Annotated in this window: 15 protein-coding genes; 5 read left to right on the top strand and 10 right to left on the bottom strand. The window is 51.0% G+C overall.

The genetic code is table 11. The features are described 5' to 3' along the window. Positions 1 to 37 precede the first annotated feature (37 nt). Both GOM71_RS11105 and GOM71_RS11100 read left to right on the top strand, forming a co-directional pair. On the top strand, positions 38 to 1,321 hold the full coding sequence (locus GOM71_RS11105) for a glycosyltransferase family protein (protein WP_156281000.1): 1,284 nt from the start codon (positions 38 to 40) through the stop codon (positions 1,319 to 1,321). Positions 1,322 to 1,433: 112 nt separating this feature from the next. Further along, positions 1,434 to 3,128 carry a M3 family oligoendopeptidase gene (locus GOM71_RS11100; protein ID WP_156280998.1) on the top strand — a complete coding sequence of 565 codons (1,695 nt, stop codon included), beginning with the start codon at positions 1,434 to 1,436 and terminating at the stop codon, positions 3,126 to 3,128. A 53-nt stretch (positions 3,129 to 3,181) separates the two neighbouring features. Here GOM71_RS11100 and GOM71_RS11095 read toward each other — a convergent pair whose 3' ends face one another. From GOM71_RS11095 to GOM71_RS11090, 3 genes are all read right to left on the bottom strand, one after another. After that, the gene (locus tag GOM71_RS11095; protein WP_156280996.1) at positions 3,182 to 3,457 is read right to left on the bottom strand and encodes a hypothetical protein; all 276 of its coding nucleotides are present in this window, start codon (positions 3,455 to 3,457) and stop codon (positions 3,182 to 3,184) included. A gap of 347 nt (positions 3,458 to 3,804) precedes the next feature. Next, entirely contained in the window at positions 3,805 to 3,927 is a 123-nt protein-coding gene (locus GOM71_RS24700) for a hypothetical protein (protein WP_301539623.1), read from the bottom strand. 355 nt (positions 3,928 to 4,282) lie between these two features. Then, the gene (locus tag GOM71_RS11090; protein WP_156280994.1) at positions 4,283 to 5,584 is read right to left on the bottom strand and encodes an MFS transporter; all 1,302 of its coding nucleotides are present in this window, start codon (positions 5,582 to 5,584) and stop codon (positions 4,283 to 4,285) included. A gap of 209 nt (positions 5,585 to 5,793) precedes the next feature. Here GOM71_RS11090 and GOM71_RS11085 point away from each other — a divergent pair, with 209 nt between their 5' ends. Continuing rightward, complete coding sequence (locus GOM71_RS11085; protein ID WP_156280992.1) at positions 5,794 to 6,216, top strand: MarR family winged helix-turn-helix transcriptional regulator; 423 nt, start codon at positions 5,794 to 5,796, stop codon at positions 6,214 to 6,216. Between the two features lie 37 nt (positions 6,217 to 6,253). Next, entirely contained in the window at positions 6,254 to 6,784 is a 531-nt protein-coding gene (locus GOM71_RS11080) for a hypothetical protein (RefSeq protein WP_156280990.1), read from the top strand. Positions 6,785 to 6,786: 2 nt separating this feature from the next. Here the strand turns inward: GOM71_RS11080 and GOM71_RS11075 are convergent, their stop codons facing one another. From GOM71_RS11075 to GOM71_RS11045, 7 genes are all read right to left on the bottom strand, one after another. Further along, a complete protein-coding gene (locus GOM71_RS11075) occupies positions 6,787 to 8,472 on the bottom strand; it encodes a thiamine pyrophosphate-binding protein (protein ID WP_156280988.1) in 1,686 nt (561 codons plus the stop codon). Beyond that, complete coding sequence (locus GOM71_RS11070) at positions 8,472 to 11,273, bottom strand: bifunctional diguanylate cyclase/phosphodiesterase (RefSeq protein WP_156280986.1); 2,802 nt, start codon at positions 11,271 to 11,273, stop codon at positions 8,472 to 8,474. Before GOM71_RS11070 ends, GOM71_RS11075 begins: the two co-directional genes overlap by 1 nt. Positions 11,274 to 11,432: 159 nt before the next feature. Continuing rightward, the gene (locus GOM71_RS11065) at positions 11,433 to 11,633 is read right to left on the bottom strand and encodes a hypothetical protein (RefSeq protein WP_156280984.1); all 201 of its coding nucleotides are present in this window, start codon (positions 11,631 to 11,633) and stop codon (positions 11,433 to 11,435) included. Positions 11,634 to 11,717: 84 nt separating this feature from the next. Then, a complete protein-coding gene (locus GOM71_RS11060) occupies positions 11,718 to 12,575 on the bottom strand; it encodes a class II fructose-bisphosphate aldolase (protein ID WP_156280982.1) in 858 nt (285 codons plus the stop codon). 285 nt (positions 12,576 to 12,860) lie between these two features. Continuing rightward, positions 12,861 to 13,676, bottom strand: coding sequence for an SDR family NAD(P)-dependent oxidoreductase (locus GOM71_RS11055; protein WP_253944802.1), 816 nt, complete (start codon positions 13,674 to 13,676; stop codon positions 12,861 to 12,863). 23 nt (positions 13,677 to 13,699) lie between these two features. Next, positions 13,700 to 14,716, bottom strand: a complete 1,017-nt coding sequence (locus GOM71_RS11050) for a serine hydrolase domain-containing protein (protein ID WP_173275492.1) — start codon at positions 14,714 to 14,716, stop codon at positions 13,700 to 13,702. A 20-nt stretch (positions 14,717 to 14,736) separates the two neighbouring features. Next, positions 14,737 to 15,336, bottom strand: a complete 600-nt coding sequence (locus GOM71_RS11045) for a TetR/AcrR family transcriptional regulator (protein WP_156280978.1) — start codon at positions 15,334 to 15,336, stop codon at positions 14,737 to 14,739. A gap of 265 nt (positions 15,337 to 15,601) precedes the next feature. On the opposite strand from GOM71_RS11045, the gene GOM71_RS11040 reads away from it, so the two are divergent. Beyond that, a complete protein-coding gene (locus GOM71_RS11040; protein WP_216651743.1) occupies positions 15,602 to 16,867 on the top strand; it encodes an MFS transporter in 1,266 nt (421 codons plus the stop codon). Positions 16,868 to 17,185 lie beyond the last annotated feature (318 nt).

Below are 17,185 nucleotides of genomic sequence, written 5' to 3'. Positions count from 1 at the left end.
TTGGGGATGCTGTATAATTTTTTCGAGGTGGCTTCCTATGAATATCGCCGTACTGACCATGTTTAACGGACTGGCTAAAACGTATTCGCTAGTGAGCGTTGTCGAAGAGCATCTTCATATGCTGTTGAACGCCGGCATGAACGTCAAGCTGCTGGTCAGCGAGGATTGTCCCGATTCCGACCGGTACGGCATTTATAAAGATGAACGGCTGCAATGGGTCAAAATCACAAATCGGCTGCGCGGCCGGCAAATCCATTGGCGCGACTATACGCAGCCGGTCGGACGCGTCCACGACACTTTCCTTGAAGAAGCGACTGTCATTGCCGACAGCCTGTATGAAGCTTTAGCCGATACGAACGTATGCATGATGCACGACATTCTATATCAAGGCTGGCATCTCGTCCATAACATTGCCGTCCGGCAGGTTCAGACTCGCTTGCCGAGGCTCCGTTTCGCCGCCATGAACCACTCGCTCCCCGTCAGCAGGCCATTGAGAATGGACTGGCCGTTGTCGGCGCGGTTTACGCCAATGCCGAATACGACATACCTGTATCCGACAGAATCGGGTTTAGCCGCGCTTGCGCAACAGTATAACGTCCCGGCGTCACAGTGCCGCGCCGTCTACAACAGCCTGAATCCGTATGCCGAAGCCGGAGAAGACGTGCGGGAGCTAGGAAAGCTGACCGATCTGCTCTCTCCCGACTTTCTGGCGGTGTACCCCGGACGGTTAACGGCCGGGAAACAGCTGGAAAAGGCGGCAGCCTTGATAGGCGCGGCAGGCACGGTGTCTGGCAAGCAGGCCAAAATTGTTTTTTGCGACTTTCCGTCCATGGATATCGAGGCGGATACGTACAAGAAGCGAATCCTTCACGAGGGAGCGCGATACGGATTGCCGCATGAGCATATGGTGTTCACTTCGGATCTCGGCTGGCCGGACGGCTTTCCGCACCGCGGCGTTATGGAGCTTTTCGCGCTGAGCAATTTGTTTATTTGCTCTTCTTATTCGGAATCGTTTGGACTTATCGTGCTCGAAGCGGTCAGCCGGGGAAATTTTATCGTGCTGAACGAGGCCGTTCCCGCCTTGCAGGAGCTTGGACAACGGCTGGGCGCTTATTTTATGCGGTGGGACGCCCGGAACTTCGGCTTCGATACGCGGGAGAGCTATCATCCGTCCGAACGGGACTATTTGCTTGAGCATGCCGGAGAAATCGTTCGCTTAATGAAGGAGAACAAAGCGCTGCAGGGCAAAACGATCGTCAGGCAGCAATATAATCCGAGCTGGATTTGGGAGCATCAGCTTAAGCCGATTGTTGCTCCTTAGCGATTCACGGCAGGATTAGCACGCGGCGAAATCGAATACACTGATTAAAGGATCTGACTGTCGGACAGAGCTTTTTCAACATACATTCTCGAAGGAAAGCAGGTGCAACGCTATGAAATTTAGCGAATATCGATATGAACGCCCGGATGTGCAAGCTTTCGAACAGCAGTTCAAGGGACTGCTTGGCGTATTTGCTTCCGCAAGCAGTTATGAGGAGCAAGACGAGGCGATGTCCGCCATTAACAAGCTTCGCAGCACATTCGACACGATGCAGCAGCTCGCGAGCATCCGCCACTCGATCGACACGAACGATGAGTTTTATAAAGCGGAGCAAGATTTTTTCGATGAAAACGAACCTGTCGTGCAGGAGTACATAACCGATTATTATGCTGCGCTTGTGGGCTCCCGCTTCCGGACGGAGCTCGAAGGCAAATGGGGCCGTCAGCTTTTCCAGCTTGCGGAGCTGTCGCTCAAAACGTTCAGCCCGGAAATCATTGAAGATTTGCAGCAGGAAAATAAGCTGACGACCGAATATACGAAGCTGATCGCCTCAGCCAAAATATGGTTCGACGGCGAGGAGCGGACGCTCTCGCAGCTATCGCCGTTCCAGCAGTCGACCGACCGCAGCGTACGCAAGAGGGCTTCGGAAGCTTCATCGGGCTTTATGTCCGAGAACGAAGCGGAGTTCGACCGGATCTACGATGAGCTGGTCAAAGTACGTACCGCCATCGCCAGAAAGCTCGGCTTCGCCAACTTCGTCGAGCTTGGCTATGCGCGCATGTCCCGCACAGACTATAACGGCGAGATGGTCGCGAACTTCCGCAATCAAGTGCTGGAGCATATCGTACCCGTCGCTTCCAAGCTTAAAGAGCGCCAGCAGAGCCGCATCGGCGTCGATCAACTATACTACTACGATGAAAATCTCGCTTTCCTGTCGGGCAACGCCACGCCAAAGGGCGATCCCGATTGGATCGTCGGCAACGGCGCGGCAATGTATGCCGAGCTTTCGCCGGAGACCGACGCCTTTTTCCGTTTTATGCAAGATAACGGCTTGATGGATCTAGTGAGCAAGAAGGGCAAGCAAAGCGGCGGCTATTGCACCTATATTAGCGAATACGGCGCGCCGTTTATTTTCTCCAACTTCAACGGGACATCGGGCGATATCGACGTGCTTACGCACGAGGCGGGGCATGCTTTCCAAGTGTACGAGAGCCGCGGCTTCGCCGTGCCGGAATATAGCTTCCCGACGTATGAGGCTTGCGAAATCCACTCGATGAGCATGGAGTTTTTCACTTGGCCGTGGATGGATCGTTTCTTCCAGGAGGAAGCCGACAAGTACCGCTTCGACCATTTGGCAAGCGCGCTCACATTTTTGCCGTATGGCGTCACGGTCGATGAATTCCAGCACTTTATATACGAGAATCCGGAAGCGACGCCGGAGGAACGCAAGCAGGCCTGGCGCGCAATCGAGCGCAAATATTTGCCGCACCGCGATTACGAGGACAACGCGTACTTGGAGCAAGGCGGCTTTTGGCATAAGCAGGGCCATATTTTCCGCTCGCCGTTCTACTATATTGACTACACGCTGGCGCAAATTTGCGCATTTCAATTTTGGAAAAAGATGCACGAGGACCGTTCCGCCGCATGGTCGGACTATTTGAACCTGTGCCGCCAAGGCGGAAGCCTATCCTTCACGGAGCTCGTAAAGGTCGCCGGACTCATCTCGCCGTTCGAGGACGGCTGTGTCACCTCGGTCATCGGGAGCATCGAAAGCTGGCTGAACAGTGTGGACGATACCGCGCTCTAATGCTTATAGGGGCGGCAGCCTAAAAGCGGGACCCTTCGCGCACGCTCGCCCCTCTAGCTTCGCTCCATGCCAAACCATGGAGCGAAGCTGGAGGGCGATTTAGCGAAGTAATCGTTTCCCGCACCAACGTGTTGCTCCATGCCCACGTCTTTGAGCGAAGCTGGTTCGCTCTTTCTCTTGGCGGTATCGCGGCTGCAGTCAGACCGCCAATTAACGAAGCTGCTTCGCTGTTCTCTTGGCGGTATCGCGGCTGCAGTCAGACCGCCACTTAACGAAGCTGCTTCGCTGTTTAGCGAAACTAATTTCGCTTTTGGGGCGTTGTTAGCCACACTTCGGCTCTTTAGCGAACCTAGATTCGCTATTTGCGAACCCATGTTCACGAACAGCGAATCTAGGTTCGCTCGCAGTTGAAGTTACCTCTAAACCAACTGAAACAGCGAACTTGGCTTCGTTATTTAACGAAGCTGGTTCGCTGTTTCTCTTGGCGGTATCGCAGTTGCAGTCAGACCGCCATTTAACGAAGCTGCTTCGCTGTTTAGCGAAACTAATTTCGCTTTTTGAGCGCCTTTAGCCACACTTCGGCTCTTTAGCGAACCCATGTTCACGAACAGCGAATCTAGGTTCGCTCGCAGTTGAAGTTACCTCTAAACCAACTGAAACAGCGAACTTGGCTTCGTTATTTAACGAAGCTGGTTCGCTGTTCTCTTGGCGGTATCGCAGTTGCAGTCAGACCGCCATTTAACGAAGCTGCTTCGCTGTTTAGCGAAACTAATTTCGCTTTTTGAGCGCCTTTAGCCACACTTCGGCTCTTTAGCGAACCTAGATTCGCTATTTGCGAACCCATGTTCACGAACAGCGAATCTAGGTTCGCTCGCAGTTGAAGTTACCTCTAAACAAACTAAAACAGCGAACTTGGCTTCGTTATTTAACGAAGCTGGTTCGCTCTTTCTCTTGGCGGTATCGCAGTTGCAGTCAGACCGCCATTTAACGAAGCTGCTTCGCTGCTTCTCTTGGCGCAGGATGGCTGCAGTCAGCCAACCGCCTCGCGAAAGCCGTTTTGCTGTTCTCTGCTGCTCTGTCACTTTCGTTACTTTACTGATTTGGCGCGAGCCCCAGACAGTCGTGCGTTACCGCCGTCCGTCTCTGCGCCTCGCTTAATGCGACGCAGGCGCGCGGTCGATGTGCCGGATGTGCTTGCTGTTCGCCCACATGTACACGATCGACAGCAGCACGAAGGCAGCGCCGACGATAAACGGCACATGCGCATTGAATATTTCCGACAGCTTGCCGGCCATATAAGGCGAAATTGCCGCTCCCAGAAACCGCAGGAAGCTGTAGGCCGCAGAAGCCGTGGAACGCTCCACCGGCGCGGCGTTCATCACTGCTGTTGTAATAAGCGTATTGCTGTTGCCAATAATCGCTCCTGCAATAATAACGGCCACAATAACGACCTCCCTGGTCGATGTAAACATGCCCATTATCGCCAGATCTACAACGAATAGGAAGAGCATGCAAACGAGCGATTTAAGCGTGCCAAATTTCTTCTGCAATATTGGTGCGATAAATACGGATGTAATAGCCAGCAGTATACCCCAGCCTAAAAATACATATCCCATTCCCCGCGGCTTTAAGCCCATCACGAACGGCGCGAAAGCCATGATGGTGAAGAAGCCAATATTGTACAACGCAGCTACTATCCCCAAAACGAGAAGCGAATGGTGCTGCTTTAGAGCGCGGAACGGATCAAGCAGACTCGCCTTAGGCTTCGGCTTAGTCCCAGCGTTCGGACCTGCGCCCGTACTAAAGCTCGCATCTGCTCCTGCCCCTGCGCTCGCCGCCGCGTTCTTCACTTTCGCTCTCGGCATCGAAACGGCAAGTCCGATGCACGTTATAAGCATTAAGGATGAAACGACAAAGAACGGCATTTTCCAAGAAATCGAGCCCAAGGTGCCGCCAAGCAGCGGCCCGATCGACATGCCGATGCCGGCAGCCGCTTCATACAAAATAATCGCTTTGGCAGAGCCGCTGCTGGACAGCGACACGAACGCCGTCAACGCGGTAGCGACAAACAGCGCGTTGCCAAGGCCCCAGCCTGCCCGCAACCCGACCAGCGTCCAGATGCTGCCGGCGTGGCCGCCAAAGAAAGATACGATTGCGATAATGCATACGCCGGCCATTAGCGTCCCTTTGATGCCAAGCTTCGAAGATACTTTGGCTGTAAGCAGCATGGCGCATGCCATCACCGCATTGTAGCTCGTAAACAACAAGCTGACTTCACTCGGCGATGCATGCAGCTTTTCCGAGAGCTCGCGTAAAATCGGGTTAACCAAGCCCATCCCCATAAACGCGAATACACTTGCAAAAAACACGACCCATACGGGCAGCGGTTGATTGAATATACTCGATTCCTTTTTTAAACGGTTCGGCGATAAAGCCGCTGACGCTTGCGTTGCCATTCTTTCTCCTCCAGTGTCTCGTTTGATTCCCAACCGATATAGTTGTATGATGAAACTATATGATTGTATTATACAACTAGTTGAATCGTTGTCAACCAGGCTGCTGCATCCAATTTCAAATACAGCGGCTATATGATACGATAGCGCTAGCAGCAATACGATAAATGCGCATATTATGAAATGTTTTACCGAGGGGAGACTGCCATCGCATGGACCCAAAAGCATTGGAGACGATTGAGGTTGAACTGGCGCTTCTCGTCCGCCGAATCACCTCTATTACCGCCTCAAAAAAAATCGGAAGCTTGGAACGGTCGGCTTATCTTCTGCTTCATCAGATTGCATCGCACGGATCGGCCGGCGTGAAGGCGTTGTCGGATGAATTCCGTCTTGATATTTCCACTGTGAGCAGACAAGCCGCCGCACTGGAGCAGAAAGGATATGTGGAACGCATTCCTGATCCTCAGGACGGACGGGCCTATTCACTGCAAATTACCAAACTCGGAGCGAAGGAGCTTATTGAGAACCGGGAAGCGCGGATCGCGAGAATTGAAGCATTAGTGAAGGATTGGACAGACGAGGAACGTGAACAATTCGGCAGTTTGATGAAAAAGTTCAACCGAACCTTCATCTAACGCCGCCATTATTGCAGATTAGGGGCTGAATAGCGACATGACCAAAGCGGAACAGATGGATCGGCTTATGAGCGGCTATGACACCAAGATCAGCAGCACACAATTGCTTGCGCTTATTAACGAATCGTATCATGTGGAATTGGAGTTGCCTCAAGCAGATATCGACCATTGGCTGGAGGGTTACGGGGACTCGGTAGTAACAGGAGCCTGCGCCCGCGCCATGATTAATGAGCGATTCAGCATCAATCTTGATGCTTTGTCCGCATTAGAGGGGAAACGCATTTCGCTATTTTCCAAAAACCGCTGGATGCTTCGGCATGAGCACGATTGGTTCGCCGTCCATACGGGAGAGGGAGATGTCGATGTTCGCATTCGCCCAACGCCCTATTACGAGGAGCACACCGGTTCGACCGCGCTGCCCGAACGATTAAGCGAAACACTCGTACATATGGGCTACGGCTGCGACCATCAAGGCTGCTATTACGCCAACCCCGAAGGCCAAGCCGTTCCCGATGCATTCAAAGGAAAAACGATGATGGCCGTCATGCAAGCCATTCAAGAGCTGTAAAATTACTTGCCGAACGAGGATAAAAACTTGACGCGGTCGCCCATTGGCGGCGTATTGTTGTCGGTTAGCGCAATTTCCAAAATGGCAGGACCTGCTGTACCCATTAATCGATCGATCATTTCTTCCAAATCGCCCATCTTTTCGATTCGATAGCTCGGAATGCCCATCGCTTCGCCCATAGCGGCGATTCGAACCGGCTCCTGCTCGAAGGAAGGATGGGTTCTTTTGAATTGCAAAGAATGTCCGTGATAGACCATACCTAAACGGGCGTTGTTCATCACAACGAACAAAATCGGCAAGCCGAGCTCTTTCGCCGTCAATATTTCCATGCCGTGCATAAAGAAGCAGCCGTCTCCCGTAATCGACACAACCGGGCGGTCAGGATCGGCCAGATTGGAGCCGATCGCGGAGCTGATTCCGGTTCCCATTGCGCCGAAATGGACATTGATGTCGTACGAATCGGTATCGAGCACCTTCATATGATGAATAACATAAGACATAAATTCTCCAATATCTACGGTGTAACGCGTATTGGATGGCAAGTGCCGCTGAAGGCTGAGAAGAATGTTTTTGGTATTGTACTCCGAAGAGGCATCTAGCGCAGGCCATTCGATTTGCATGTCTGCCCGCATTTCCTGCGCCGCTGCCGCTTCGCTTGCTTCCGAGGCTTCAAGCGCGCTAGCCTTGGACAAACCCAGCGCCCTCAACTCTTCCAGCAGCATCAATAAGCTGATATGGATGTCGCCGAGCACCGGTATGTCGATTAGATATTTGCGATTAAATACCGTTGGATCGAAATCGAGCTGGACGGTAAAACGTCCTTTAGTTAAGCTTGCATTGTAGTTGTTGGTAGCCGTTTCGCCAAGGCTGGAGCCTACGATCAGAATTGCTTGGCTCGCCCTCTCCGTAATCAAAGTCGATGCAGCTTCATGTCCCGCGAAACCGAATACGCCGGTAAAGAGGGGGTGATTTTCCGGAATATAGCCCTTCGCTTGCGGCGTAACGACGATCGGCCATTGAAGCAGCTCCGCCAGCTCCAGCAAGGTATCAACCGAGCCTCTTACCCCTTGTCCGACGAGAATGCAGCCGTCAGGTCTCGCGAGCAAAGCTTTCGCCGTCGTTTCAATCGTCGCCAAATCAGGCACCATCGGACTTCTCGGACGAAGCGCCGGAATGTCGGGCGTCCCAATGTCGGCATGCTGAACGTCGATCGGTATCGCGACATGGACCGGGCCCGGCACGCCGGACAAAGCGATTGTCACCGCTTTGACAACCTCCCCCAGCAAGTCCTTCGCATCCTTTACAAGCACGCTGTATTTAGTAACCGGCTGAAATACCGGCGACGCGCCCAATTCCTGGGAGGCGTTAAGTCCCATCGTGCTGACCGGCACAGCTCCGGAAAGAAAGAGGACGGGCAGATGCTCGCGCATCGCGTTGGCCGCGCCCGTGACCAAATTCGTGCAACCCGGTCCGCTGCAGCCGATGCTTACACTCAAATGACCAGAATATTTGGCATATGCGGCGGCCATATAGGAAGCCGCCCCTTCATGCTTCGTGACAACCGGCTCGATCTCCGGCATATCGTACAATTCATCGAAAAAAGCATTGACCGAGCCAGCCGGAATGCCAAAAATATGTTTTACTCCGCTTTTTTGCAAAAATTCCAGTACCGCTCTCGCCGCTCTCATTATTCAATTACACCTCCCAGCACAAAATTTTCGATAATTTCATCCGCTCTCATAGGCTGACTGAAATAATAGCCCTGCATCAAGTAGCAGTCTCTGCCCGTCAAGTATTGGACATGAGCCTTCGTCTCGACCCCTTCGGCGATGACGTTTAGATTCAAGTTTTGCGCCAGTGTGATAATCGTGTTCGTAATCGCAGCATTATCATCATCATTTGTTATGCCTTGCAAAAAGGACTTGTCGATCTTCAACGTATCGATCGGCAATGTTTTCAAATAGCCTAATGAAGAATAGCCTGTCCCAAAATCGTCAATCGCGATTTTAATGCCGAGACTCTTTAACTCCTTCATCGTCTTGAGCGTAAGCTCCCGGTTATTGATAATGAGGTTCTCGGTAAGCTCCAGCTGCAAAAATTCAGGCAAGAGACCGACCTCCTCCAACACGCTGTTGACGACGGTAAACAGATTGCTCTGCTCGAATTGGCGCGCCGACAGGTTGACGGAAATACTCGTTATCGGGTAGCCCTGCCGCTGCCACTCCTTGAGCTGATTGCACGCCTGCTTAAGCACCCATTCGCCAATCGGTACGATCAACGCCGTTTCTTCCGCGATCGGAATGAATTGATCCGGAGCGATCATGCCTCTGGTCGGATGGTTCCACCTCAACAACGCTTCAACGCCGACGATCTGTCTCGTCAAGTAGTTGATTTGCGGCTGGTAATAGAGGACTAGCTCGTTTTGATCCAGCGATTTATACAGATCATTTTCCAATTTAATGCTTTCAAACGTTCTTGCATCCATGCTCTCTCTAAAGAAGTGATAGCTGTTGCCCGATATTTCCTTGGATTTGTACATCGCGGAATCGGCGTTCTTAATTAAATTTTCAGTCGTATCTCCGTGATCCGGGAACAAGCTGATACCGATGCTCGCTTTCATGTAGATGCCGTGGCCTTGAAGCTGGAACGGTTCCTTGAAGGCATCCACAATTAAATTAACGACCTGCAGAACGTCGTCCTCGCCTTTAATATGAGGAAGCAAAATCGTAAATTCGTCGCCCCCTTGCCGGGAGACGGTCGCGCCTTTCGGAATGCAGTGGATAAGCCGTTTTGCCACATCCCGAAGCAAAATATCGCCGTAGCTATGGCCAAGCGAATCGTTAATGAACTTGAAGCGGTCCAAATCCAAATAAAGAACCGCCAGCTTTTGCCCGTTCAATTGCGCGTAGGTGAGCCCCTGGTTCAATCGATCGATGAGCATCAGCCGGTTAGGCAAATCCGTTAAACTGTCAAAATAAGCTCTGTACTTAATTTCCTCCTCCATTTGTTTTCTTTGCGTAATGTCTTTAAAAGTGACGACTTCGCCGACTATTTCATCCCTCTCTCTGATCGCTGAGATGACAAATTCAACTGGGAAGCTAGTTCCGTTCTTGCGATAAAACTGTTCATGCTCGGCATAATGATCCCAATTGCCTTCGGATTCCAGCTGCCCGTCCGGCCGGTTCTCCGTCTTCTTTCCTTTAAAAATAATGCGCGACGGCTGGCCGATGATTTCACGCCTCGAAGCATATCCAAGCATGGCGACGCCTGCCGGATTGCAGAACGTAATATTCCGGTCGAGATCCAAACCGAAAATGCCCTCGCCCGCCGAATTGAGGATCAGCTCCTTCTCCCGGCTAAGCTGACGAAGCTCGGCAATGACTCGTTCGAGCTCGTTGTTCTTCACTGTAATTTCCGAGGTCCGCTCCTGAATAATAATTTCTTGCTTCTCCATGTACAGCAAATTGGATAATGTCGCTGCGGTTGCGTCCACAATCGACTGGGCCAATTGCTGGGTCGCTTCCGAATAGGCAAGCTTTTCTTCCAGGCCCACTACTGCAATTGCGCCAAGCACCTCGCCCATCGCCACCAAAGGAAGCATCAGCAACCCTTTCATTCCGAAATGGCGGCAAAGGTCGTGATTCGGCCTCTCATCGGCGTAGACATCGGGGATGAACACCGTTTTTTTCGTGCGGATCACTTCTTGGAATACCGCATCGTTGCGTTCGTCGACCGCTATTTTCCGATGCGTGTCCATCCAAGCCTCTTCGGTCCAATCGCTGTCCTTGCTTAGCTTGACCGGCCGAATCCGGCTTTCCGTAATCGGGTCAAGCAAATGAACGCCAATATTTGTGTTTCCAAGTACCTTGCCGACATAGCAAAAGCAGCTTTCCAAGCTTTCTTGCATCGTGGAGCACATCGCCAAATCGCGCGTGATATCCAGCAGCAGCTGCTTCTCGGCAAGCAGATTTTCTTTATAGGTTAAGTTTTTGGCATTCTGTATTGCTACGGCCGCCATATTCACATAAGCCTCTACCGTCTGAATCTCCGATTCCGTCAAATTCATCGGAATGCCGTAATCGAATAAAAAGACGAGTCCGAACAACTCTTGCTCGAATGAAATCGGGAGCGCGAGCAGCGATTTGATTTGAAACCCTTTGACCGCACGAGGATCCGGCCGATTGTCTGCTGACGTGTCCGCAATATAGATCGTTCTTCTCGTTTCGATAACTTCCTTAGCCAACAAATCCACATCCGTGTCAATCACATGCATATCCAGCGTCCAGCCATTGATAACCTCTGGCTTGCCTACGTAGCCGCGAAAGGTTCCGTCCTCCTGAGGCAAATAGATTCCGACGGAATCGCATCGAACAATCTCCTCAGAAATCGCTGTCGTTACTTGCTCCAGCACATCGCGCAGCTCCAGCTTCATGTTGATTAACTTGGTTATATTAGCCAGGCGGGAATATCGCATTTGCTCCCTTAGCATCTTTGCTCCCTCCATTCTCATTCACATGCTTTCTCCGCAGCTTCGCCCATGTCAGAAAAGCTGCCGACACTATTTAAATATTATCAATTTTATACAGATTTCAACAGCATTTTTTTGATTTCTAACTAAAAACTAACATATCGAGGTATATTGAGTCATCTAAGGCAATGCCTTGCCTCCGTAGAAGATCAAATAGGACTCAAGATGTCCGCGCCAATAACCGATATCATGCCCGCCGGGGCTCTCGGACCACTCTGCGTCGACGTTCAACTCGCGAATCCGTTCATACAAGCTGCGGCAGCGATCATCAAGGCCATTCGGGAAAGCTTCATCATAATCAACTTCCTTTAATTTAACCATTATTTTACAGAGGTTTTCGCCATAAAAAAAGAACCGAATCGCATGCAAAAAGCATATCGATCCGGTCCTTTGCTAGGATATGGATTACGCTTTGTTCGAAGAACCGAACTCGCGAATTTTACCTTTAACAGTTTCTTTGATTGCATCGCGGCCTGGCGTCAGGAATTTACGCGGATCGTAAACTTCCAAGTCTGTAGTCAGGATTTGACGAGCCACTTTCGTAAACGCGATTTGGTTCTCTGTGTTTACGTTGATTTTTGCAGTACCGAGCGAGATCGATTTCTTGATGTGCTCAGTCGGGATGCCTGTGCCGCCATGCAATACAAGCGGAAGCTTGATTGTTTGGCAAATCTCTTCCATTTCTTTGAAGCCCAGTTTCGGCTCGCCTTTGTAAGGGCCGTGAACGGAACCAAGAGCAGGAGCCAGACAGTCGATGCCCGTTTGTTCTACCAGCTTGAAGCACTCTTGCGGATCAGCGTAGATAACGCCTTCTGCAACTACGTCATCTTCTTGGCCGCCAACTGTGCCAAGCTCAGCTTCAACGGAAACGCCGCGCTCATGCGCGTAAGCAACAACTTCTTTCGTAATTCTAACGTTCTCTTCGAACGGCGAGTGGGAAGCATCTATCATAACGGAAGTAAAGCCTGCGTCGATAGCCGCTTTACATTTTTCAAAGCTGGAACCATGGTCAAGGTGAATCGCAACTGGAACCGTGATTTTCATTTCTTCGATCAGCGATTTCACGATTGCCGTTACAACTGTAAAGCCGCCCATATAACGAGCTGCGCCTTCAGATACGCCAAGGATAACTGGGGATTGCTCTTCTTGTGCAGCAGCCAGAATCGCTTGCGTCCATTCGAGGTTGTTGATGTTGAATTGACCAACAGCATAACCTTCCGCCAAACCTTTGTTCAACATTTCTTTCATCGAAACCAATGCCATTTCTAATAATCCTCCCTCAAAATAACTGACAGTGTAGTGACTTGTCCTTCTAATAAGTATAGTGTATATTCCGTCACGATTCCACTCCTTCTAGCAATTGCGCGGAAACAAAATAAATGAAACCGTTTACCTGAACGGCTGCCGCCGTCCATTGGCGGCGCGGTGCGTTTTATTCCGAGAATGCTAAGCCTATTATAAGGTGTCAAACTTATAATGGGCTTAGCATTTGAAAAAGGACCGCTAACGCCGCAGCGCTCGGGTCCTTTCCTGCCTATTTACAGTTCATTATTTCGTTTTGAAGCTGAGGAAGCCGTCGTCGACCGGAATCGTCTGGCCGTTGATTGCGCTCGCGCCGTCGCTGAACAGAAAAACGACGACGCTTGCGACTTTCTCCGGCTGAATCAGCTTCCCGCGCATGTGCTGCGCGCCGAGCGCTTTCTTCATCTCTTCGTCATTGCCGAGAATCGGCGTATCGATGAAGCCCGGCGCAACGCCAACGACCCGAATGCCATAATCGGCAAGTTCCAGCGCGCCAGACTTCGACATCATCACCACGGCCGCTTTTGCCGCATTGTAGTTAAAGCTGCCGATCGCCGCTGCCGTTCCATAGATGGACGCCGTATTCACGATCGTTCCTTGCGCTTTTAGTTCTACCATCTTCCTCGCTGCGTAGTACATACCGTAATAAACACTATGCTGATCGACATCAATAACCCGATGGTAGGACGCTGGGTCCATCTCCAGAAAGGGCTTCACCAAGCCGATCCCCGCATTGTTAAAAATGCCGTTCAGCGTGCCAAACTTTTCGACTGTCCAATCAATAAGCGCTTTTATTTCGTCGCCCTTGGAGACGTCTACTTTATAAGCCGCCGCTTTGCCGTTCGATGCTTCGACATCGGCCGCGACTTTGTTCGCCGCTTCCTCATTATAATCGGCAACGACGACCGAAGCCCCTTTGGCGGCCAGCTGCAGCACCGTTTCTTTGCCGATGCCGCTAGCGCCTCCTGTCACGATGATTACTTTTCCGTTCAGTTCAGACAAGCTGCAGGACTCCCTTCGAATGTAATCCTGCACTATTTTCCCCATTGCCGCTGCAGTCATGCATCGCGAAGAATATCCGTGGTCTACAGCATCTGCCTGTTCATGTCCAGCACACACTCCAGCACCAGGTTGCCGAACCGCTGAATGTCCTTTATATAATTATAGCCTGGCGGATTTCCCCCGGTCTGATTCAGCATTCTAACAGCAACAACTTGATGCTCCGGAATGATTAATACCGCATTGCCGTACAAGCCAAGCGCCTGATAGGAACCGAGCGGAAGCTGCTCGCCAATTTCGGAGTCCGGCCGCGGACGATCCTGCACCCACCAGAAAAAGCCGTTGCGGGGGAGGCTTTCGTCTAGCATAGAAGGTGTAGCAATCGCCGTTGCCTGTTCAAAAACAGCTTTCGGCAGCAGCTGACAGCCATCCACGCTGCCCTGCATCAAGTTTATGTATCCCCAATAGGCCAGCTCCCGCGTGCTGACAAATAGGTTTGCCTCTTCCCCTGTATCGCCGCCGTAGCTTTCGCCAGGCCATACAAGCTCTGGAGATTTTTCTTTCCTCCAACCGGTCCTATCCAAACCATAAGGGACCAGCAGCCTCTCCTCCACGACTCGAGCTAGCGGCTTATGGAATACGTTGCGGACGATTCGCAAAAGCAAATTTACGCCTGCGTTGTTGTATTCCCAGTCCGTTCCTGCCGCAAATATCGTCTCCCCTGCGCTATTCAAGCCATGCGTATGCGTCAGCAGATGGCGTATCGTCGTCGAGCCAGCAGAGCGCTCATCTATGTCAGCATTATTTAAATAGCGGACGGCGAGGTCGTCGATGCTGCTGATTCGTTTCTCGCACAAGGCTAGACTGATTGCTAGGGCCAAATACGTTTTACGGACGGAGGCCACATTAAACTGCGACTCGGCGTCGACTTTACGGCTGTCCTTTCCGTGTTCATGGAATCCGGAATACCACTCGTTTACGATCGTGCCATTATGGATCACGAGCACGGAGGAAGCAGATGCGCCGACTCCCTTACACGTATCGGAAACATACTGATTCAATTCTGCGAAGGCATGCTGGTGAATGTTCAAATTCCGCTGCATAAGCAGTATTCTCCCCTCCATCAATCTTTTCGAATGCACAGCTCCTTCAAATAGAGGGAAAGGCTTTCGATATTCATCCGCACATAGCGGTTGTCGCCTTCAAGCTTGCTCATCATGATGCCGCCTTCCATAACGGACAGCGTAAAGGTCGCCAAAGCGTCGGCATCGAGATCCGGCTTAAATTCACCGCTTCGGATACCCTCGGCAATAATCGCTTTCATGTTCGCCAACGTCGAAGCCATCCCTTGCATCGCCCTTCCGCGCAGCAGCGGATTGCTGTCATCGGACTCCGTCGCGAGATTCAGAAGCGGACAGCCCCCGATAAAAGGCGGTGCCTCGACTACATTCTCATAGACGCGCAAATAAGCGATCAGCTTGCCATAAGCTGTTTCCTGCTCCTCTTGCGCTGATTTGATGATCTCGCCTACTTTACTCCCTGCGTAACTGAACGCTTCAACGGCGATTTCATCTTTGTTGGCGAAATGGCGGTAGATGCCGCCCTTCTTAATGCCGGTCAACTCCGTAATATCGGACAACGACGCAGCCGAATAGCCTTTCTGATTAAACAGTTCCGCCGATTTGGCAATGATCTGCCTGCGGGTTTTTTCGCCTTTTTGCATGACCATTCTCCTTACATCAGGATCTTTAAGCATCACATCAGGATCTTTAAGCGGAGCTTAAAGTCACTCAGCACACTTAAAGTCACTCAGCACACTTAAAGTCACTCTGCACACTCGAAGTCACCCATTTCCCTAAGCTCACATGTAATTAAATTAATTATAACAAATGGAATAGAGCTATTGAAAAGATTTCCTCCTATGCTATAGTAAAGATACCGGTCGGTATCTTTTTTATTAATGTGATGGAATGAAAGGGGGAGCTACTTTGAGCGTAAACACAAGTTCGACTTGGTTCAATGAGCCCAAGCAGGCCTGGATTGGCCTGGGGTCTCTGTGGATTATCGGATTTATAAGCGCATTGACGCGATTTATTATGTCTTATTTCCAAGTACAAATATCGATTGATCTTGAGATCAGCCGAAGCTTTATCTCTATAGCTTGGTCAACCAACCTGTTGATTGCGGCGCTCTGCGCGCCTCTCAGCGGATGGCTTGTAGACCGATTCGGGCCGAAAAGAATCATATTGATCAGCTCCGTAATTAGCATCGCCGGCACTGGATCTGTCGTATTCGGACATCAATCGTCTACGGTCTTCTTTATCGGCTATGGCATTATATCCGGTTTCGTCGGCATCGGCACGACTACAACCTATATACTTATCTTCGATTGGTTCAAGCATCACCGGGCCAAAGCGACTGCGCTGGTAGCGAGCGCTTCATCTGTCGGACTCGCGGTCAGCACGCCAATCTTCGTCTCCAACAGCTGGCTGACCTGGAAGGATGCTTTCATCGCTTCGTTTGTGTTAAGCATACTTGTCGCTTTGCCTGCCATTTGGTTCGGTATCCAAACGTCAGCAGCCCAGAAAGCCGAAACCGCCAAGGATGATCTCGACGAGCACCAAGCTGAACCGCAGCCTGTTGCGGAAAATCGTCCCGCCCTATCCAAAGGCATTGGCGTCCATCTGCCGCTGTTTATTGCCGTCGCCTTCGCCTTGTTCACCTGCGGCTTCAATATGGGCACGGTGGAAATGAATTTGGTGGCCATCCACCAGCTCGCCAGCGTGACGCCTGCCATGATCGGTCTGTCAATGGGTGTATTAGGCACGTTGGAAATTGTAGGTTCGCTCTTATTCGGCTATTTCTTAGACCGCGCCAATAAGCTCGTCATCATGTCGCTTCTCTATGGCATCCGCGTCATTGGCTTCAGTCTGCTCTTTATGCATACCGAGTGGTCGCCAGTCATATTTGCCGCTGCCTTCGGCATCACCTATTTGAGCGCCATTCCGGGCGGGCTGCTCGTCATAAACGAATACAGCAAGGGAAGGGGCAAGCAAGCCGGGTTCCTGCTGCTCTTCCATCAAGGAGGAGGCATACTTGGCGCCCTGCTGGGCGGCCTGGCCTTCGACTATTTCGGCGACTATCAAACGCTGATTGCCGCAGACATTGCCGTAGCATTGCTCGCGGGACTTGGTTATATCGCTCTTTACACTTCAACCTTGCGAAAACAACAACCGGTTAACGCTGCGGCTTAAGGAAGTCAACGAAATAGACAGTTGGACATCGAGTTACGAATAATAACGCTGCCGCACAGCGTTATTCGATCACACAGGAGCGACTTTGAAGATATAGCACTGTCATGCAGCGTTATTTCTTCCAGAATAGGCAGTTAGACTCCGATTTACGGTGACGTAAAATAGTCTGTGTACCATGATCTGGAGTCTTCCCAGAACATAAAAAAGTAGGGTATCCTCGGGATTGCGACATCACCAAGAGGAGGACCCTACTCGATGATTAATATACCCGAAAATGCATTTAATGATCTACTTGAAAATACTGTTACCAAATTACTG

It is taken from the genome of Paenibacillus sp. NEAU-GSW1 (assembly GCF_009737085.1).
In the GTDB taxonomy this organism is placed as follows: Bacteria; Bacillota; Bacilli; order Paenibacillales; family Paenibacillaceae; genus Pristimantibacillus.
Note: the sequence above shows the minus strand (reverse complement) of the source record. Positions and strands in the feature narration are given on the sequence as shown.

Bases quoted from the DNA above. Each gene is read 5' to 3' on its own strand.
- GOM71_RS11050 (WP_173275492.1), bottom strand. From the start codon at position 14,716: ATGCAGCGGAATTTGAACATTCACCAGCATGCCTTCGCAGAATTGAAT.
- GOM71_RS11090 (WP_156280994.1), bottom strand. From the start codon at position 5,584: ATGGCAACGCAAGCGTCAGCGGCTTTATCGCCGAACCGTTTAAAAAAG.
- GOM71_RS11060 (WP_156280982.1), bottom strand. From the start codon at position 12,575: ATGGCATTGGTTTCGATGAAAGAAATGTTGAACAAAGGTTTGGCGGAA.
- GOM71_RS11055 (WP_253944802.1), bottom strand. From the start codon at position 13,676: ATGACTGCAGCGGCAATGGGGAAAATAGTGCAGGATTACATTCGAAGG.
- GOM71_RS11065 (WP_156280984.1), bottom strand. From the start codon at position 11,633: ATGGTTAAATTAAAGGAAGTTGATTATGATGAAGCTTTCCCGAATGGC.
- GOM71_RS11080 (WP_156280990.1), top strand. From the start codon at position 6,254: ATGACCAAAGCGGAACAGATGGATCGGCTTATGAGCGGCTATGACACC.
- GOM71_RS11105 (WP_156281000.1), top strand. From the start codon at position 38: ATGAATATCGCCGTACTGACCATGTTTAACGGACTGGCTAAAACGTAT.
- GOM71_RS11085 (WP_156280992.1), top strand. From the start codon at position 5,794: ATGGACCCAAAAGCATTGGAGACGATTGAGGTTGAACTGGCGCTTCTC.
- GOM71_RS11075 (WP_156280988.1), bottom strand. From the start codon at position 8,472: ATGAGAGCGGCGAGAGCGGTACTGGAATTTTTGCAAAAAAGCGGAGTA.
- GOM71_RS11070 (WP_156280986.1), bottom strand. From the start codon at position 11,273: ATGCTAAGGGAGCAAATGCGATATTCCCGCCTGGCTAATATAACCAAG.
- GOM71_RS11100 (WP_156280998.1), top strand. From the start codon at position 1,434: ATGAAATTTAGCGAATATCGATATGAACGCCCGGATGTGCAAGCTTTC.
- GOM71_RS11045 (WP_156280978.1), bottom strand. From the start codon at position 15,336: ATGCAAAAAGGCGAAAAAACCCGCAGGCAGATCATTGCCAAATCGGCG.